This window comes from Streptomyces sp. JH34 (assembly GCF_029428875.1).
GTDB lineage: Bacteria > Actinomycetota > Actinomycetes > Streptomycetales > Streptomycetaceae > Streptomyces.
The window spans coordinates 6,493,522-6,509,827 of sequence record NZ_JAJSOO010000001.1; the positions used below are offsets into that span (position 1 = coordinate 6,493,522).

Annotated in this window: 20 protein-coding genes, 2 pseudogenes and 1 riboswitch; of the genes and pseudogenes, 12 read left to right on the forward strand and 10 right to left on the reverse strand. The window is 71.5% G+C overall.

Annotated features, from left to right (window positions below; translation table 11 throughout):
• The first annotated feature begins 27 nt into the window (after positions 1–27).
• Together LWJ43_RS29260 and LWJ43_RS29265 are read left to right on the forward strand one after the other, a co-directional pair.
• A complete protein-coding gene (locus tag LWJ43_RS29260) occupies positions 28–1,176 on the forward strand; it encodes an 8-amino-7-oxononanoate synthase (protein WP_277335176.1) in 1,149 nt (382 codons plus the stop codon).
• A 341-nt stretch (positions 1,177–1,517) separates the two neighbouring features.
• Entirely contained in the window at positions 1,518–1,640 is a 123-nt protein-coding gene (locus tag LWJ43_RS29265; RefSeq protein ID WP_277335177.1) for a hypothetical protein, read from the forward strand.
• An 18-nt stretch (positions 1,641–1,658) separates the two neighbouring features.
• Here the strand turns inward: LWJ43_RS29265 and LWJ43_RS29270 are convergent, their stop codons facing one another.
• The 3 genes from LWJ43_RS29270 to LWJ43_RS29280 all read right to left on the reverse strand — a co-directional run bounded on the left by LWJ43_RS29270 (position 1,659) and on the right by LWJ43_RS29280 (position 3,622).
• On the reverse strand, positions 1,659–2,129 hold the full coding sequence (locus tag LWJ43_RS29270; RefSeq protein ID WP_277335178.1) for a C40 family peptidase: 471 nt from the start codon (positions 2,127–2,129) through the stop codon (positions 1,659–1,661).
• A gap of 3 nt (positions 2,130–2,132) precedes the next feature.
• A riboswitch (cyclic di-AMP (ydaO/yuaA leader) is annotated at positions 2,133–2,297 on the reverse strand.
• A 373-nt stretch (positions 2,298–2,670) separates the two neighbouring features.
• Entirely contained in the window at positions 2,671–2,979 is a 309-nt protein-coding gene (locus LWJ43_RS29275; RefSeq protein ID WP_277335179.1) for a hypothetical protein, read from the reverse strand.
• Between the two features lie 7 nt (positions 2,980–2,986).
• Positions 2,987–3,622 carry an ATP-dependent Clp protease proteolytic subunit gene (locus tag LWJ43_RS29280; RefSeq protein WP_277335180.1) on the reverse strand — a complete coding sequence of 212 codons (636 nt, stop codon included), beginning with the start codon at positions 3,620–3,622 and terminating at the stop codon, positions 2,987–2,989.
• An 84-nt stretch (positions 3,623–3,706) separates the two neighbouring features.
• Between LWJ43_RS29280 and LWJ43_RS29285 the strand changes: the two genes are divergently transcribed.
• A complete protein-coding gene (locus LWJ43_RS29285) occupies positions 3,707–4,006 on the forward strand; it encodes a type II toxin-antitoxin system Phd/YefM family antitoxin (protein ID WP_277335181.1) in 300 nt (99 codons plus the stop codon).
• Between the two features lie 126 nt (positions 4,007–4,132).
• Here LWJ43_RS29285 and LWJ43_RS29290 read toward each other — a convergent pair.
• A pseudogene (locus LWJ43_RS29290) lies at positions 4,133–4,672 on the reverse strand (ABC transporter permease); the annotation flags it as partial.
• 13 nt (positions 4,673–4,685) lie between these two features.
• On the opposite strand from LWJ43_RS29290, the pseudogene LWJ43_RS29295 reads away from it, so the two are divergent.
• The 8 genes and pseudogenes from LWJ43_RS29295 to LWJ43_RS29330 all read left to right on the forward strand — a co-directional run.
• A pseudogene (locus LWJ43_RS29295) lies at positions 4,686–4,910 on the forward strand (TetR/AcrR family transcriptional regulator); the annotation flags it as partial.
• Positions 4,911–5,049: 139 nt separating this feature from the next.
• The gene (locus tag LWJ43_RS29300; protein ID WP_277335182.1) at positions 5,050–5,352 is read left to right on the forward strand and encodes an urease subunit gamma; all 303 of its coding nucleotides are present in this window, start codon (positions 5,050–5,052) and stop codon (positions 5,350–5,352) included.
• A gap of 14 nt (positions 5,353–5,366) precedes the next feature.
• Complete coding sequence (locus LWJ43_RS29305) at positions 5,367–5,678, forward strand: urease subunit beta (RefSeq protein ID WP_277335183.1); 312 nt, start codon at positions 5,367–5,369, stop codon at positions 5,676–5,678.
• On the forward strand, positions 5,671–7,392 hold the full coding sequence (locus LWJ43_RS29310; RefSeq protein WP_277335184.1) for an urease subunit alpha: 1,722 nt from the start codon (positions 5,671–5,673) through the stop codon (positions 7,390–7,392). Before LWJ43_RS29305 ends, LWJ43_RS29310 begins: the two co-directional genes overlap by 8 nt.
• Before the next feature lie 17 nt (positions 7,393–7,409).
• On the forward strand, positions 7,410–8,075 hold the full coding sequence (locus LWJ43_RS29315) for an urease accessory protein UreF (protein ID WP_277335185.1): 666 nt from the start codon (positions 7,410–7,412) through the stop codon (positions 8,073–8,075).
• Positions 8,076–8,116: 41 nt separating this feature from the next.
• On the forward strand, positions 8,117–8,794 hold the full coding sequence (gene ureG, locus LWJ43_RS29320; RefSeq protein ID WP_277335186.1) for an urease accessory protein UreG: 678 nt from the start codon (positions 8,117–8,119) through the stop codon (positions 8,792–8,794).
• Positions 8,791–9,576, forward strand: a complete 786-nt coding sequence (locus LWJ43_RS29325) for an urease accessory protein UreD (RefSeq protein WP_277335187.1) — start codon at positions 8,791–8,793, stop codon at positions 9,574–9,576. The genes ureG and LWJ43_RS29325 overlap by 4 nt, the downstream gene beginning before the upstream one ends.
• Before the next feature lie 153 nt (positions 9,577–9,729).
• On the forward strand, positions 9,730–11,307 hold the full coding sequence (locus LWJ43_RS29330; protein WP_277335188.1) for an alpha/beta hydrolase: 1,578 nt from the start codon (positions 9,730–9,732) through the stop codon (positions 11,305–11,307).
• 74 nt (positions 11,308–11,381) lie between these two features.
• Here the strand turns inward: LWJ43_RS29330 and LWJ43_RS29335 are convergent, their stop codons facing one another.
• The 4 genes from LWJ43_RS29335 to LWJ43_RS29350 all read right to left on the reverse strand — a co-directional run bounded on the left by LWJ43_RS29335 (position 11,382) and on the right by LWJ43_RS29350 (position 14,319).
• Complete coding sequence (locus LWJ43_RS29335; protein WP_277336022.1) at positions 11,382–12,410, reverse strand: NAD-dependent epimerase/dehydratase family protein; 1,029 nt, start codon at positions 12,408–12,410, stop codon at positions 11,382–11,384.
• 86 nt (positions 12,411–12,496) lie between these two features.
• Complete coding sequence (locus LWJ43_RS29340; protein WP_277335189.1) at positions 12,497–13,207, reverse strand: lysophospholipid acyltransferase family protein; 711 nt, start codon at positions 13,205–13,207, stop codon at positions 12,497–12,499.
• Between the two features lie 481 nt (positions 13,208–13,688).
• Complete coding sequence (locus tag LWJ43_RS29345) at positions 13,689–14,066, reverse strand: SRPBCC family protein (protein WP_277335190.1); 378 nt, start codon at positions 14,064–14,066, stop codon at positions 13,689–13,691.
• A 16-nt stretch (positions 14,067–14,082) separates the two neighbouring features.
• Positions 14,083–14,319: an HU family DNA-binding protein gene (locus tag LWJ43_RS29350; protein WP_277335191.1), complete on the reverse strand. Its 237-nt coding sequence runs from the start codon at positions 14,317–14,319 to the stop codon at positions 14,083–14,085.
• A gap of 180 nt (positions 14,320–14,499) precedes the next feature.
• Here LWJ43_RS29350 and LWJ43_RS29355 point away from each other — a divergent pair, with 180 nt between their 5' ends.
• A complete protein-coding gene (locus LWJ43_RS29355; RefSeq protein ID WP_277335192.1) occupies positions 14,500–15,033 on the forward strand; it encodes a 2'-5' RNA ligase family protein in 534 nt (177 codons plus the stop codon).
• Between the two features lie 17 nt (positions 15,034–15,050).
• On the opposite strand, the gene LWJ43_RS29360 is transcribed toward LWJ43_RS29355, so the two are convergent.
• Both LWJ43_RS29360 and LWJ43_RS29365 read right to left on the reverse strand, forming a co-directional pair.
• Positions 15,051–15,209: a hypothetical protein gene (locus LWJ43_RS29360; RefSeq protein WP_107103313.1), complete on the reverse strand. Its 159-nt coding sequence runs from the start codon at positions 15,207–15,209 to the stop codon at positions 15,051–15,053.
• A 67-nt stretch (positions 15,210–15,276) separates the two neighbouring features.
• Positions 15,277–16,227 carry a cytochrome c oxidase assembly protein gene (locus LWJ43_RS29365; RefSeq protein ID WP_277335193.1) on the reverse strand — a complete coding sequence of 317 codons (951 nt, stop codon included), beginning with the start codon at positions 16,225–16,227 and terminating at the stop codon, positions 15,277–15,279.
• Positions 16,228–16,306 lie beyond the last annotated feature (79 nt).

Below are 16,306 nucleotides of genomic sequence, written 5' to 3' on the forward strand. Positions count from 1 at the left end.
GAGCTGCCTACAAAAAGGGACCCGCTCATGTCCTACGCCCCGTTCGACTGGATCGACGACGAGGACCGGCGCCGCGCGGACGCCGGACTGGTCCGGACGCTGCGCCCCCGCGCCGCGGAGACGGAAACGCTGGACCTCGCCAGCAACGACTACCTGGGCCTGAGCCGGCACCCCGAAGTCACCGCGGCGGCGGCGGACGCGGCACGGACATGGGGCGCGGGGTCCACCGGCTCGCGGCTCGTCACCGGGTCCACCGCGCTGCACGCCGAACTCGAGCGCGAACTGGCGGCCTTCTGCGGATTCGAGGCCGCCCTGGTCTTCTCCTCCGGCTACGCGGCCAACCTCGCCGCACTCACGGCGCTCACCGGACACGACTCGCTGATCGTCTCCGACGCGGGCAACCACGCCTCGATCGTCGACGGCTGCAGGCTCTCCCGGGCCGCCACGGCCGTCGTCCCGCACGCGGACCCCGAGGCCGTACGCAAAGCGCTCATGACGCACGCCGGACGGGCGCTCGCCGTGAGCGACTCCGTCTTCTCGGTGGACGGCGACGCCGCCCCGCTCGCCGCACTCGCCGAGGTCTGCCGTGAGGCCGGCGCGCCCCTTCTCGTGGACGACGCGCACGGGCTCGGCGTCCTGGGAGAGGGCGGGCGCGGCGCGCTCGCCGCCGCCGGACTCGCGGGCGGCGAGGGGATCGTCGCCACGCTCACACTCTCCAAGTCGCTCGGCAGCCAGGGTGGAGCGGTGCTCGGACCCGCCCGGGTCATCCGGCATCTGGTCAACACCGCCCGTACGTTCATCTTCGACACGGGTCTCGCGCCGACGGCCGTCGGGGCTGCCCTGGGCGCACTGCGTCTGCTGCGCCGCGAACCCGAACGCGCGGCGAGGGCGGGGGGCGTCGCCGTGGAGCTGTACGACCGGCTGGTGGCGGCCGGACTGACCGCGGTGCGTCCCGACGCCGCCGTCGTGTCGGTCCGTGCGCCCTCGGCGGAGTCGGCGGTGCGCTGGGCCGCCGACTGCCGGGCGGCGGGGCTGGCGGTGGGGTGCTTCCGGCCGCCTTCGGTGCCCGACGGGATCTCCAGGCTCAGGCTGACCGCCCGTGCCGACCTGACGCAGGGGCAGATCGGGACGGCGGTGGACACCATCCTCGCGACGGCGCCCCTGCCGGTGGGCTGACCCTGCGGACCCGCGGGAGGCGCCCGTCTCCCGGGGGTACGGCGTGCCCCCGGCTGGTGCCGTCCCGGACACGGGCGCCGCAGCCAGGGAGCACGGTGGCCGGCTCGACGTCAGCCCCGGCCCCCCTCCGGCGGACCATCTCCGCGGTGCACCGGAGGGGGGCCGGAACACGGCTGCGGCGACGACGCCGGTGGCACCGCTGTGCGGCGGCTTCGGACGGGCCTCCGCCGGGTGCGGGCGGCCCGGCCACCCGTAACGCCCCACGCGGGGGTGTCAGGCCTGCGCGGGAGCCGGCCAGGGAAGGGCGATGGACACGGTCGTCCCCCCCGTCCGGGGCGCTCGTGCGGTTCCCGGCCGTGGACCGGCTGCGCCGGCCGCGTACCACCCGTGTGATCGAGGGCGGCAGCGGCACGGCACTCACCGCACCGGGACTCGTGCTCGTGACCGGGCCCCAGCTGCACTGAACCTGTGGGGGAGGAGTGTCAGCGGACCCTCCCGTACCAGACGTTGCCGGACCAGATCTTCTCCAGCCGGACCACCGCCCCGGCCTTGGGCGAATGCCAGATCCTCCCGCTGCCGGCGTAGATGCCGACGTGGTACACGCTGCGGCCCGCATGGAAGAAGACCAGGTCGCCGCGTTTCCGCTGCGACCTGGAGACATGACGGGTCTTGTTGTACTGCTGCTGCGCCGTGCGGGGGAGTTTCCTGCCGGCTTTCCTGAACGAATAGAGCGTGAGCCCTGAGCAGTCGAACCGGGACGGGCCGGTGGCGCCCCATCTGTAGGGCGCGCCCTTCTTCGAGGCGGCGATGCTGAGCGCCTTCGTCGAGTAGGTGGCGGCCTCGGCCTCGTTCACGAAGCCCGGGGCCAGCACGGTGGTGCCCACCGCGAAGGTCAGGACCGAGGCCGTACCGACCCGGGCGAACAGAGACGGGACATGAACCTGCGCAGTCATGCGCAACCCTTCGTCAGCCGCCTGTGAAGGATGACCTGTCGGGTTCGGGCTGGCGAAGTTGCCCGGCCGCGTGCAGCGGCTTCACCCCGAGGGCCGTCCGGAACTCCGGCCGGCCCGTTGTGCTCGGGTCCTCCACTCCTGCCGATCCACTTCTGTCGACCAGACATCCGGACGGCGGCAGGACTCGGCGTCCGCCCGGACCGCCCCGCCGCGGTGGCGGGGGCTTGTCGTCCCAGGGATCTTTACCTACGCGCTGCCGGATTTCCTGTCCGAAGTGGCGATATGTGAGAGTCGTCACGACTGATCCGATCGAGTGGACGCCGTCCGCGCCCAGCCGCGACGGCCGGACCCGACCAGCCGCGTACCAGGGACGGAACCATGGATTCCGTTCAGCGTCCGCGCCGGATGCGCAAGTTGGGCTGTCCCTCGGGCGGGGGAGCGTCTACGCCGATCGAGCGAGGCGAACTCATCGGCCCGCCGGGCGTGTCGCACATCGGTGCCGAAAGGGCGGTCCCTACCGGCGAGTCGGAGCGGAGGCCGCTCAACTCGAAGGTGCCGGAGGCAGGGCGACCCGCCCCGCGCGACGTTCTCCGTCCAGCAGTCGCAGCGCTCTGGCCAGGGTGTCCGCGTGGATCTCCGACTCGCCCCGCTCATGCATCGAGACGAGTGCGTCGCGCAGGGCCGTGGCCCGCGAGGCGAGGGCCTGGGCCGCCCGGAGGGCGCCGTACGTGTCGCCGCCCCGGGCGGGATTGATGCGGCCGAGCTGGTCGAGCACCTCCAGGTAGCAGTCGATGAACTCGGCCTCGGCGCGGGTCAGCGCGGGGAGCGGCGGTAACTGGGGCGGGAGCATCGGGTGTTCACCTCGAGGAACGCGGCGGCTGGGGCGGCGTGCGGTTCTCCACGACGTGGTCCACCAGCCCGAACGCCAAGGCGGCCTCGGCGTCGAGGATGGTGTCCCGTTCGATGTCGGCGCTGATCTGCTCCGTGGAACGATCCGTGTAACGGGCCAGCAAGGCCGTGAGCAGCTCGCGCTCGCGCGTCAACTCGCGCGCCCGGATGTCGAGATCGGACAGTTGGCCCCGCACCGGCTCGTCCAGGGCGGGTTGCTGGATGAGTACCCGGGCGCCCGGCAGGGCATGTCGGCGTCCCGGTGTTCCGGCGGCGAGCAGGACGGCGGCGGCTGCCCCCGCCTGCCCGAGGCAGAAGGTCTCCACTTCACAGGCGAGGAACCGCATGGTGTCGTGGACCGCCGTCATGGCGTTGAACGAGCCCCCGGGCGAATTGATGTAGAGGGACAGCGGCCGGTCGGGGTCCGCGTGCTCCAGATACATGAACTGGGCGATCAGGTCGGTCGCCGCGGTGTCGTCGACGGGAGTGCCGAGGAAGACGATCCGCTCGGACAGCAGCTTCGAGTACGGATCCATGTTCCGGGTTCCGTAGGCGGTGCGCTCGGTGAACTCGGGCAGGACGTAGCGGGCGGCGGGACGGATCATGGCGATGCCTCTCCTGGGCCTCGGGCTGCGCGTTTCGGAGTACGTCAAAAATGTACAGGATGTACAGGAGGTTAGAATGAGGTCATGGCCTACGAGATTCCGGTGACGCAAGCCCGGGCGGAGCTCGCCGAACTGATCAACCGCGTCGTCTACGGCGGTGAACGCGTGGTGGTGACGCGGCACGGGAAGCCGCTGGTCGCCCTGGTCTCCGCCGCTGACCTGCAGCGACTCGAGAGCGAGGAGGCCGAGGCGCAGGAGGCGGCCGTGGAGGAACAGGTGATCAGCTCGGTGTCGTCCCTGCGTTCGGTGCCGTCCGCCACGGGTGAACGGCACCGCTTCGGAATCGCCGCGGAACACCGGAGTCACGAGGACCGGGATCGCTGACGCCTTCGCGGTGCCGGCGGCGGCACTCTGTCAGGATCTGGGGCCGACCGGGTGCGGGTACCGCACGGGACGGGCGCACGCGGGGCGCCTTCGAGGGTTCGGGCACTGCGTGATCGCGAACAGCTGTGCGGCCGCGCCGACGAGCGTCAGGGCCGCCCGGGAGCCGCGCAGCCCCTTGACGGTCACCAGCGCACCCGCGGCGACCCCGGCGAGAGCCAGCGGCAGGATGCTCGCGCCGAGGGCGGCGCCCCGTGGGTCCGCCTTCGGCGCCGCGACGACATCGGTGACCGGTACGGCGGCCCCGGCGGGCGCGGCCCCCTTGACCGCCTCGGTCAGCAGCTGCGCCACGACAGGGCTCGCCGCCGACGCGGTGAGCAGTCGCGGCCCCTTGCCGGTGACGACGACGGCGCCGTATACGGCCCGGCCCTCGACCGCCCCGCGCGCGGCCTCCTCGTCGTCGTACCGGCGGATCTCGAAGGCGCCGCCGTATCGTTCGAACGCCCTCTGGAGCTGATCGGCCGCCGGGGCGGAACCCGCGACACCGACGGGCAGATCGCGCGGGGCGATCCGGGCTGCGGGCCACGAGAAGGCCCAGAGGCTGAGAGTCACGATCAGTGGGACGAGCGGGATGACGGCGACCGCGCGGCGGTTCGGCGCAGCAGGCATGACGACTGCCTCAAAGGGCTACGCGGGCATGCGCGTGGCCTGGGCGAAGCTGGTCGAGGCCTACCGTGCGGCCGGGCTCATGCCCTCCGGCGTGCCGGCCGACGACGTGGCCCGGACCCTGATCGCGAGCGCTCAGGGATTCATCGCGCAGGAGGCTCTCTTCGGCGGGGTCGAGCCCGAGGTCCTGGAGAACGGGCTGCGCGCGCTGATGTCCATGGATCCGCAAAAGACCAGTTAACGCGCCGGAAAAACTTCCGCCCTAACGTGCAATACCTGGTCGCGGAATCCTCTTCATCGTTCAACAGAGTGTTGAAGCCGGGGTAGGGTCCCGCTGCGCCCGGGGCAGGTACCGGGCGGTAGACGAAGAGGGTGGAAGCGTGCAACTGACTCCGCACGAACAGGAACGCCTGCTCATCCACGTGGCGGCCGATGTCGCAGAGAAGCGCAGGGCGCGCGGACTGCGGCTGAACCACCCCGAGGCGATCGCGCTGATCACCTCGCACCTCCTGGAAGGCGCCCGCGACGGCCGGACCGTGGCCGAACTCATGGCCTCCGGCCGGAAGGTGCTCACCCGCGCCGACGTCATGGACGGCATCCCGGAGATGATCCACGACGTCCAGGTCGAAGCCACCTTCCCGGACGGGACCAAGCTGGTCACCGTCCACGAGCCGATCGTCTGACGGGAGATCGATCGATGATTCCAGGAGAGATCCTGTACGCGGAGAGCCCGGTGCCGCTCAACGAGGGCCGACCCGTCACCCGCCTCACCGTCCTCAACGTCGCCGACCGGCCCGTCCAGGTCGGTTCGCACTACCACTTCGCCGAGGCCAACACCGGCCTGGAGTTCGACCGTCACACCGCCCACGGGCTGCGGCTGAACATCGCCGCCGGAACCGCTGTGCGCTTCGAACCCGGTGTCCCCGTCGACGTCGAACTCGTCCCACTCGCAGGTCTGCGCATCGTCCCCGGACTGCGTGGCGACACCGGAGGTCCCCTCGATGCCTGAGCTCAGCCGCCCGGTGTACGCCGACCTGTTCGGTCCCACCACAGGCGACCGCATCCGGCTCGCCGACACCGATCTCGTCGTCGAGATCGAGGAGGACCGGTCCGGGGGGCCCGGACTGGCCGGGGACGAGGCCGTGTTCGGCGGTGGCAAGGTGATCCGTGAATCGATGGGCCAGGCGCGGACCACCCGCGCCGAAGGCGCCCCCGACACCGTGATCACCGGGGCCGTCATCATCGACCACTGGGGCATCGTCAAGGCCGACATCGGAATCCGTGACGGCCGGATCACCGGGATCGGCAAGGCCGGGAACCCCGACACGATGGACGGTGTCCACCCCGAGCTGGTCATCGGACCCGAGACCGAGATCATCGTGGGCAACGGCAAGTTCGTCACCGCCGGCGCCATCGACGCGCACGTCCACTTCATCTCGCCCACCCTCGTCGACCAGGCCCTCTCCTCCGGAATCACCACGCTCGTCGGCGGAGGTACGGGACCGGCCGAAGGGACCAAGGCCACGACGATCACTCCCGGCCCCTGGCACCTCGCCCGGATGTTCGAGGCGCTCGACGGATACCCCGTCAACATCGGGCTGCTCGGCAAGGGCAACACGATGTCGCGCGAGGCCATGCACTCCCAACTGCGCGCGGGGGCGCTCGGATTCAAGATCCACGAGGACTGGGGCGCCACCCCCGCCGTCATCGACGCCTGCCTGGGGGTCTGCGAGGAGACCGGCGCCCAGCTCGCCATCCACACGGACACGCTCAACGAGGCAGGGTTCGTCGCCGACACGCTGGCAGCCGTCGCGGGACGCTCGATCCACGCGTACCACACCGAGGGCGCGGGCGGCGGCCACGCTCCCGACATCATCAGTGTGGTCTCGGAGCCCTACGTCCTGCCCAGCTCCACGAATCCGACGCGGCCGCACACCGTCAACACGATCGAGGAACACCTCGACATGCTGATGGTCTGTCATCACCTCAACCCCGCGGTGCCGGAGGACCTCGCGTTCGCCGAGTCACGGATCCGGCCCTCGACCATCGCGGCCGAGGACATCCTCCACGACCTGGGAGCCATCTCGATCATCTCCTCGGACTCCCAGGCGATGGGCCGCATCGGTGAGGTGATCCTGCGCACCTGGCAGACCGCCCATGTGATGAAGCGGCGGCGCGGCGCGCTGCCGGGCGACGGGGCCGCCGACAACCACCGCGCACGTCGCTATGTCGCCAAATACACCATCAACCCGGCGGCGGCCCAGGGACTGGACCGGGAGATCGGCTCCGTCGAACCCGGCAAGCTAGCCGACCTCGTGCTGTGGGAACCGGCGTTCTTCGGCGTCAAGCCGCAGACCGTGATCAAGGGGGGCCAGATCGCGTACGCGCAGATGGGCGACGCCAACGCCTCGATCCCCACACCGCAGCCGGTCATGCCCCGTCCGATGTTCGGCGCCGTGGGACGGTCGCCCTCCGCCAACTCCCTGAACTTCGTCTCCTCGGCCGCCATCGAGGCCGGACTGCCGGAACACCTCGGACTGGGGAAGAAGTTCGTGCCGATCAGCAGCACCCGCGGCGTCACCAAGGCGGACATGCGCGAGAACGACGCCCTGCCCCGGGTCGAGGTCGATCCCGACAGCTTCGCCGTCACCATCGACGGAGATCCCGTCGAACCCGCCCCCGCCGCGGAACTCCCCATGGCCCAGCGTTACTTCCTCTTCTGAGGACGGGACAGCACCTCATGACGACGCGCGCAGCCCTGCTCGTCCTCGCCGACGGCCGGTTCCCCGCCGGTGGCCACGCCCACTCCGGTGGCGCCGAGCCGGCCGTCAAGGCGGGACACATCAGAGACGCACAGGACCTGGCCGACTTCTGCCTCGGCCGGCTCCACACCACAGGGCTCACCTCCGCCGCCCTCGCCGCCGCCGCGGCGCACGGCCTCGACCCGCTCGCCCTCGACGAGGCCGCCGACGCCCGGACACCCTCGCCCGCGCTCAGGGGCGTCGCCCGCAGACTCGGCCGGCAGCTGATGAGGGCGGCACGGGCCACCTGGCCCAGCCCCGAACTCACCGCGCTCGCCGGAGCCCGGCCCCGCGGCGCCCACCAGCCGGTCGTCCTCGGGCTCACCGCCCGCGCCGCGGGCCTGGGACCGACGGACGCCGCGCACTGCGTCGCCTACGAAACGGTCAGCGGCCCCGCCAGCGCGGTGGTCCGGCTGCTGTCCCTGGACCCCTTCGAGGCCACCGCGGTCCTCGCCCGCCTCACACCCGCACTCGACGAGGTCGCCGAGCAGGCGGCCGAGGCCGCACGGCGCGGCATCGACGCGCTGCCCGCCGCCTCGGCCCCGCTGCTCGACATCTCGGCCGAGACCCACGCGGGCTGGCCGGTCCGTCTGTTCGCTTCCTGAATCCGGAACCCGTCCCGACCGCATCACCAGGAGTCGCACCCATGCACCTCGACCACACACACAACGGCCCCGCGGCTGTCAGCGCCGACGCAGCCCGCCCCGACGGCAGCCGCCGCGCGCTGCGCATCGGCCTCGGCGGCCCGGTCGGGTCGGGCAAGACGGCCACCGTCGCGGCCCTTTGCCGCGCCCTGCGCGACCGCGTCTCCATCGCCGTCGTCACCAACGACATCTACACCCGCGAGGACGCCGCCTTCCTGCTCCGCAACGCGGTGCTGCCGCCCGAGCGCATCCAGGCCGTCGAGACCGGCGCCTGCCCGCACACCGCGATCCGCGACGACATCTCCGCCAACCTCGAAGCGGTCGAGGACCTGGAGGACTCCGTGGGGCCGCTCGACCTGATCCTCGTCGAATCGGGCGGCGACAACCTCACGGCCACCTTCTCCAGGGGACTCGTCGACGCCCAGGTCTTCGTCATCGACGTCGCGGGCGGCGACGACATCCCGCGCAAGGGCGGCCCCGGTGTCAGCACCGCCGACCTGCTCGTCATCAACAAGACCGACCTCGCCCCCTACGTCGGCTCCGACCTGGACCGGATGGCCCGCGACGCCGCGGACCAGCGAGGTGAACTCCCGGTGGTGTTCACCTCCCTGACCGGTGCCGATGGTGTCGCGCCCGTCGCCGACTGGGTGCGGGAGCGGCTCGCGGACTGGGCCGCGTGAGCGTCACGGCAACCGCCCGGATCACGGCGGTCGCCGACGGGCGGGGCTCCACGGTCCTTCCGGTGCTCGAGAGCGACGGGCCGCTCGCCCTGCGCCGGACCAGGTCCCAGGACACCGGGTACGCGCGCGTCACCGTGGTCGGCGCCATGAGCGCGCCGCTCGGCGGCGACCGGCTCGCCATCGAGGTGCGCGCCGAGGACGGAGCCCGCATGACGGTGGACGCCGCGGCCGCCACCGTGGCGCTGCCGGGAGCCGGCCAGGACGCCGGCCCCGCTTCGTACGCCGTGCGGCTGAGCGCGGGGGAGGGAGCCGAGCTCCGCTGGTTCCCCGAACAGCTCGTCTCCGCCCGCGGCAGCGAACTCGACATGACCACCCGGGCCGACCTCGCCCCCACCGCCCGCCTGGTGCTGCGCGAGGAACTGATCCTGGGCCGGCACGGCGAACCGACCGGAAGGCTCTCGACCCGCCTCACGGTGCGCAGAGCCGGACGGCCGCTGCTCGAACAGCAGTTGGCGTACGGGCCTGGAGCACCCGGAGGCTGGGACGGTCCGGCCGTGCTGGACGGTCACCGGGCCGTCGGGCAACTGCTCGTGGTCGACCCCGCGTTCGACGAGGCCATGCCCGCTCCCCGCCTGCTCGGCCCCACAGCGGTACTCACCCCGCTCGCCGGACCCGCCGTTCTGGTGACGGCGCTCGCACAGGACGCACGGCTGCTGCGGGCGGTGCTGGACGAAGCGCTGGAAGGCCTCCTGAAGGAGTCGAAGGCCCACCGGAGGCCCTGAGTTCGCTCAGCGGGACCCCGACACCGGTTATTGGTTCGGTAAAGAAACACGCGTACGCCTTGTTCTCAGCAACCTCACAGACGAAAGGATCCTCCTGGACACATGAACCGACGCGCCGCGACCGGCGGCGCATCACGCAGGGGGAGGTTCCACTTGAGACGCACAGCGGTGCTCGGTTCGGCCGGCACTCTGATCGCGGGCACGCTCATAGCAGGGGCGATGGCCGCACCGGCCGCAGGCGCCGACAGCCTGCACCACGGCGGCCAGGAAGCGCGTGGCGTGCAGATCGCCGCGGCCCGGGCCGCGAAGGCGGGAATCGACTGGGCGGACTGTCCGGCCGACTGGGCGATCACCGCGCCCATCCAGTGCGGCTGGGTGAGCGTTCCGCTCGACTACGGCAAGCCGGACGGCAAGCAGATCAGGCTCGCGGTGGACCGGCACGTCAGCACGGGCACGAAGGACGAGCGCCAAGGCGCACTCGTCTACAACCCCGGCGGTCCCGGCGGCTCGGGCATGGCGTTCCCGAAGCGCGTCGTCACCAAGAACCCGCGCTGGACGACGGCCGCGAAGGCGTACGACTTCGTGGGCTTCGACCCACGCGGCGTCGGCCACTCGGCGCCGATCTCCTGCGTCGACCCGCAGGAGTTCGTGAAGGCCCCGAAGGCCGATCCGGTGCCGGACAGCGAGGCCGACAAGCGTGCCCAGCGCAAGCTCGCGGCCGAGTACGCCGACGGCTGTGCCGAGCGCAGCGGTGAGATGCTGCCGCACATGACCACGCCCGACACCGCGCGCGACCTGGATGTCATCCGTGCCGCGCTCGGCGAGAAGCAGCTCAACTTCCTCGGTGTCTCGTACGGCACCTACCTGGGCGCGGTCTACGGCACACTCTTCCCGTCGCACGTGCGCCGCATGGTCGTCGACAGCGTGGTCAACCCGGCGAAGGACAACATCTGGTACGAGGCCAACCTCAACCAGGACATCGCCTTCCAAACGCGCTGGAACGACTGGAAGGCGTGGGTCGCCGAGAACGACGCCGCCTACCACATCGGTGACACACCGGAGAAGGTCGAGCAGGCCTGGCTGACGCTGCGCGCCGCGGCCAAGAAGAACCCGATCGGCGGCGTCGTGGGCCCCGCCGAGCTCATCGGCTTCTTCCAGAGCGCGCCGTACTACGACTCCGCCTGGGCGCCCACCGCCCGGATCTGGAGCGACTACCTGGGCGGCGACACCCAGGCACTGATCGACGCCGCGGCACCCGACCTGTCGGACACCGCGGGCAACATCAGCTCGGAGAACGGCAACGCCGTGTACACGGCGGTCGAGTGCGCGGACGCCAAGTGGCCCACCAGCTGGAAGAAGTGGGACCGCGACAACACCCGGCTGCACGAGCAGTACCCGTTCATGACCTGGGCCAACGCCTGGATGAACCTGCCCTGTGCCACCTGGCCGTCCAAGCAGCAGACGCCGCTGGACGTCCGTACCGGCAAGGGCCTGCCGCCGGTGCTGATCGTCCAGTCCACGCGTGATGCCGCCACCCCGTACGAGGGCGCCGTCGAGCTGCACAAGCGCTTCAAGGGCTCCCGTCTCATCACCGAGAAGGGCGCCGGCTCGCACGGTGTCACCGGCCTGCTCAACCCCTGCGTCAACGAGCGGGTGGACACCTACCTGCTCACGGGCAAGACCGACCGGCACGATGTGACGTGCACCCCGCACGCCACACCGAAGCCGTGATCACCCCATGACGTGAGCGGGCGGCCGATGGTTTCCGGCGGCCGCCCGTTCACCCTTCCGGAGACGAGCCCCGCTCACGTCGTCCGGTCGTGACGCTCCAGCCAGGCGTCCTCCGCCGCGTAGTCGAAGAGCGTCTCGCCGTAGGTGCGCACCATCTTCGGGAACGCCTGCCTCCAGTCCCGTCCGTCGAGCCGCCCGGCGAGCCATTCGACGGTCCGCGGCAGCGACTGGGCATACCCGGTCACCGGGCGGTAGCCCAACTCCCGTCCGGCCGCCGCCATGTCGTAGACCACGGGATGCGCGCCGCTCCACGGCGTCCCGCCGATCCCGCCCTCGGGCGGGGCACCAGCCACCAGCACCGTCTCGGTCTCCAGACCGAGCACGTCGTCGACGGCCGCCCCGATCTCGGCCACCGTCGGCGCCTGCGGATCCCCCGCGTTGAGCACGCGCGGCGCCGGAGCCAGAGCGGCGAGCCTGATGAGCTCGGCGAGGTTGGACACATGGACCGGATGGAAGCGGCTCTCCCCGCCGTACGCCAGGACACGCCGCCTGCGCCCGTCCAGCAGACGTTTGACGAAGTACAGCTCGCGCGGTGACCGGCAGTGCTCCCCGTGGATCGCGCCCGCCCTCAGCAGCGTCACGGGCAACGCGTCCCCGGCCGCCAGCAGTTCACGCTCCAGCGCGATCTTCCGCGTCCCGTACGTCTCGTCGCCGGGCGCCACCGTCGTCTGGCTCTCCGGGATCGGCACGGGGTATCCGGGAAAGCCGTCCGGCTCTCCCTGCGTGTCGAAGCTGCGGCCCCGGTCGTCCTCGTACACCGCGCCGCTGGAGATGACCACCGCGGAGCCGGCCCGGCCCGACAGCCCGGTCAGCTGCGCCGCGTGGCCGGGTCCGAACGCGACCGTGTCGACCAGGACGTCACAGCCGTCGCCGAGCGCGGCCGACAGGGCGCCCTCCTCCTCGCGGTCGAGAGCGACCGTGCGGACGCCGCCGTCCCAGGCGTCGTCCCGGCCGCCGCCGAGGGAGGCGGCGGTCACCTCCCAGCCGTCCCCGGACAGGGCCCGCACCGCGGCCCGGCCGATCTGTCCCGTCGCACCCAGCACGAACACCCGTCCTCTGCTCATGCGAGGGACGCTACGGCCGCCCCGGCGGCCGGACCAGGGATTTCGGCCCGCAGCAGATTCCCCGCTCAGCGTGACCGGCGCGGGAACTTCTTCGACTCCTCGGCCTGCGCCGCCTTCGCCTTGACCGCGTACTCGTCCACGTACTCCTGACCGGAGAGGCCGAGAACGGCGTACATGATCTCGTCCGTGACCGCACGAATGGCGGCCTTCTGGTCCTCCAGGCCGGCGTAGCGCGAGAAGTCCAGCGGCTCCCCGAACCGGATCGTGACCCGCTTGATCTTCGGCATCTTCTGTCCGGGCGGCTGGATCTCGAAGGTGCCGACCATCGCGCAGGGGATGACCGGGACCCCTGCCTTGATCGCCATCACCGCGACGCCGACCTTGCCCTTGCAGAGCCGTCCGTCGTGCGAGCGGGTGCCCTCCGGGTAGATACCCAGCAGTTCACCCTTGCTCAGCACCCCCAGCCCCTCGCGGATCGCCGCCTGTCCCGCCTCCTTGCCGGAGCGGTCCACCGGGATCTGCCCGATGCTGTGGAAGAACGCCGCGGTCAGCTTGCCCTTGATGCCGGGGCCCGTGAAGTACTCGGCCTTCGCGAGGAAGGTGATGCGGCGCTTGAGGATCGCCGGCATCAGGAAGTGGTCGGAGAAGGAGAGATGGTTGCCCGCGACGATGGCCGCACCCTCGTCGGGGATGTGTTCGAGTCCTTCGATGCGGGGCCGGAACACCAGCCGGAGCAGGGGCCCCAGGACGACGTACTTCAGGACGTAATAGAACACGGCTTCTCTCCTTGTCTTCCGGACCGGGCTGGTGGCCGCGTTCTGCCAGGTCACGCATGGTGTTGTCGCGCTCGGCCGACTCGTCGGCGCGGCCCGGGGGCGGCCCGGCCTTCCTGAGGACTGGTACCCGCTTCCCGTCACCTCACCTGACGCGCCATCAGTCGACGGCGTGTACGAACTCGTCGCTTCCCCCGGGCGGAGATCGTAGCTCCGATGGCGGTGGGCCCGCGAGGTCGTGCGGGGCAGGACCGCGTGTTCACGCACCCCCTCACTGCCTGCCGCGCGCTCGCGGGGCCCTCCAGGCCGTGCCGGAGGGCCCCGCGTACCGCTCGCTTCCCGTCCGCCCCGCAGCGGTCGGTCCCGGTGGATGTCCGCACGCGGGCCGAGGATCACGTCCGCCCCGCAGCGGTACGCGGCCGTGGTCCCGCCCGGTCAGGGCCCGACCGGGCGGGACGGGGGAGACCGCACGGGGCCCCGCGCCTCAGCCGCGTACCAACCGGCCCAGCGCCCACCGCGCGGGCGCCGCGTACGCGGCGAGAGCGACCGCCGGGCCCTCGACGACGAGTTCCGTGGCCGATCCGCCCGGCCGCCGGAGCACCCGGTGGCCGAGCCGCAGCCGCACAGGACCGACGGCCACCCGCCACACCCAGTGCCACCGCTCGTCGTCGACGGACTCCACCACGAACGCGGCCGTGACGCCGAACAGCGAGACGACCTCACCCCGCATCCCCGCGGTGACGCGCTCCCCGTCGGCGTGAACCGTTCTGATCTGCGGCGACCAGCTCGGCCAGCGCCGGATGTCGACGTAGCGGAGCCAGACGTCCTCGGGCTCCGCACGTCCCGACGCACGCAGTGTCATGACCGCCATCGGTCCGCTACCCGGCTCGCCCGACCTCGTCGTTGACGAACTCGTTGAGTGCCTTACCCGGCCGTAGCGCCGCCCCACCGTTCTCCTGGTGGAAACTGCCGAATCCCACCAGTGTGACCGCGCCACCCGTCCGGAGCGTCTCGGCGATCGCGCCGGCCTCGGCGACCGTCCCGAACAGGGCGTCGACGACGAGCCCGATCTGCTCGGCCGACAGCTCGCCCCCGCCCGCCGTCCTATGTCCCACCGCCTCGATCAGCCCGGACCTGTCCATGCGAAGCACCCACCTCTCGACATCGGGACCCGCGACCGGCGAAGGCTGTACGCCTGATCCGGACGGCCGCGCCACTGCCTCACCATGCTGGCACCGCCGGGGCACGCCCGCACGCGGCGGGCACGCGGCAGCGCGGTGCCGTACGCTGCCCGCGTGCACAGTGTGGAACTGCTGCTCGACCACGCGACCGAGCGCGCCGTCCGCGAGGCTTGGGAGCGCCTGGCACGCGCCGGGCTGCCCAGCCTGGCCGCGCACCGGCATCCGACCAACCGCCCGCACCTCACCCTGGCCACCGCGGACACCCTTCCCGCGCAGACACGGGCAGGGCTGGACCACACGCTCACGGCTGCACTGCCCCTGTCCCTGACGCTCGACGGGCTCGTGCGGTTCGGGGGCCGCAGGCACGTACTGGCCTGGGCGGTCAGGCCCGACGACGCCCTGCTGAGCCTGCACCGGACGGTGTGGCGCACCCTGCGCGAGGCGCCGGGGAGCGGACGCCCGAACCCGCTCCACGACCCCGAGCGCTGGATCCCGCACATCACCCTCGGCCGCGGGGCCGAGCACCCGGGCGCCGCGGCCGGTACCGAGGTGCTGCCACTGGTGCCGGACACACCGCTCACCGGCCGGTGGACCGGCGCGCGGACCTACGACTCGCTGTCCCGTACCACCGACCGGCTCGGCCCCTGAACCGCGTGTTCCGCGCCTCAGGTGTCGCGGGTGGCGAGCATTCCCAGAGTGGCCAGCCCGAGGACCACCCAGCCGAACCACAGCCAGCCGTTGCTCCCCAGCGCCACGGTGTACGCCGTCACCGCGACCAGCGCGCCGACGGTCAGCACTCCCATCGTCTTCGTGGATCCAGGCATGAGCGCACGCTCCTCACCCGGCCGCACGGCCGTTCAAGCCATGGTCACCCCTGAGGCGTGCGCACCGCTACTGTCCGCGCGTCTGCAATGAGGCGAGATAGGCGTTGTACGCCTTCAGCTCCTGGTCGCCGTCGCGGTCGGCGGCCCGGTCGGAGCGCTTGGCCGTCCGCTGCTCGGAGCGGTACCACTGGAAGACCAGCGCGATCAGCACCAGCACGGACGGGATCTCGCTGAACGCCCAGGCGATGCCGCCGGCCGCGGACTGGTCGCTCAGGGCGTCGATGCCGAGCGAGGCCGACGGGTTCTCGTACGCCTTCACCATCGGCTGGGTCGCCATCATCAGCGCGATCCCGAAGAACGCGTGGAAGGGCATCCCCGCGAAGAGCTCCAGCATCCGCATCACGTAACCGGGGCGGTGCGGCCCGGGGTCGACGCCCATGATCGGCCAGAAGAACACCAGGCCGACCGCCAGGAAGTGCACCATCATCGCGATGTGCCCGGTCTTCGACCCCATCAGGAAGTCGAACAGCGGCGTGAAGTAGAGCCCGTACAGGCTCGCGATGAACAGCGGGATCGTGAACACCGGATGGGTGATGATCTTCATGTAGCGGCTGTGGAGCAGTTTGAGCAGCAGCTCGCGCGGACCCGTACGGTCCCGCCCCGCCACGGGCAGTGCCCGCAGCGCCAGCGTCACCGGAGCGCCCAGCAGCAGCAGGATCGGCGACACCATGCTGATCACCATGTGCTGCACCATGTGCACGCTAAACATGACCATGCCGTAGTCGTTGAGTCCCGTGCACATCACCAGGGCGATGGACAGCACACCGAGGACGAAGAACACGGTCCGGTTCACCGGCCAGCGGTCGCCACGGCCGCGCAGCCGCGCCACCCCGTAGCCGTACAGCAGGAGGGCGACGACGCAGCCGATCAGGAAGAACGGGTCCGCGGAGAACGCGAGCCCGCGCCCCAGCGTGAACGGCGGCAGATCCATGTTCATGCCGTGCCCGCTGTGATCCATCTGTTCACTCCCGCTGGGGACGTCCCCGTTTCGTGCCGGTTGTCCGGTCCAGACTAGAACCGCCCCCGGCCGCGGTTGC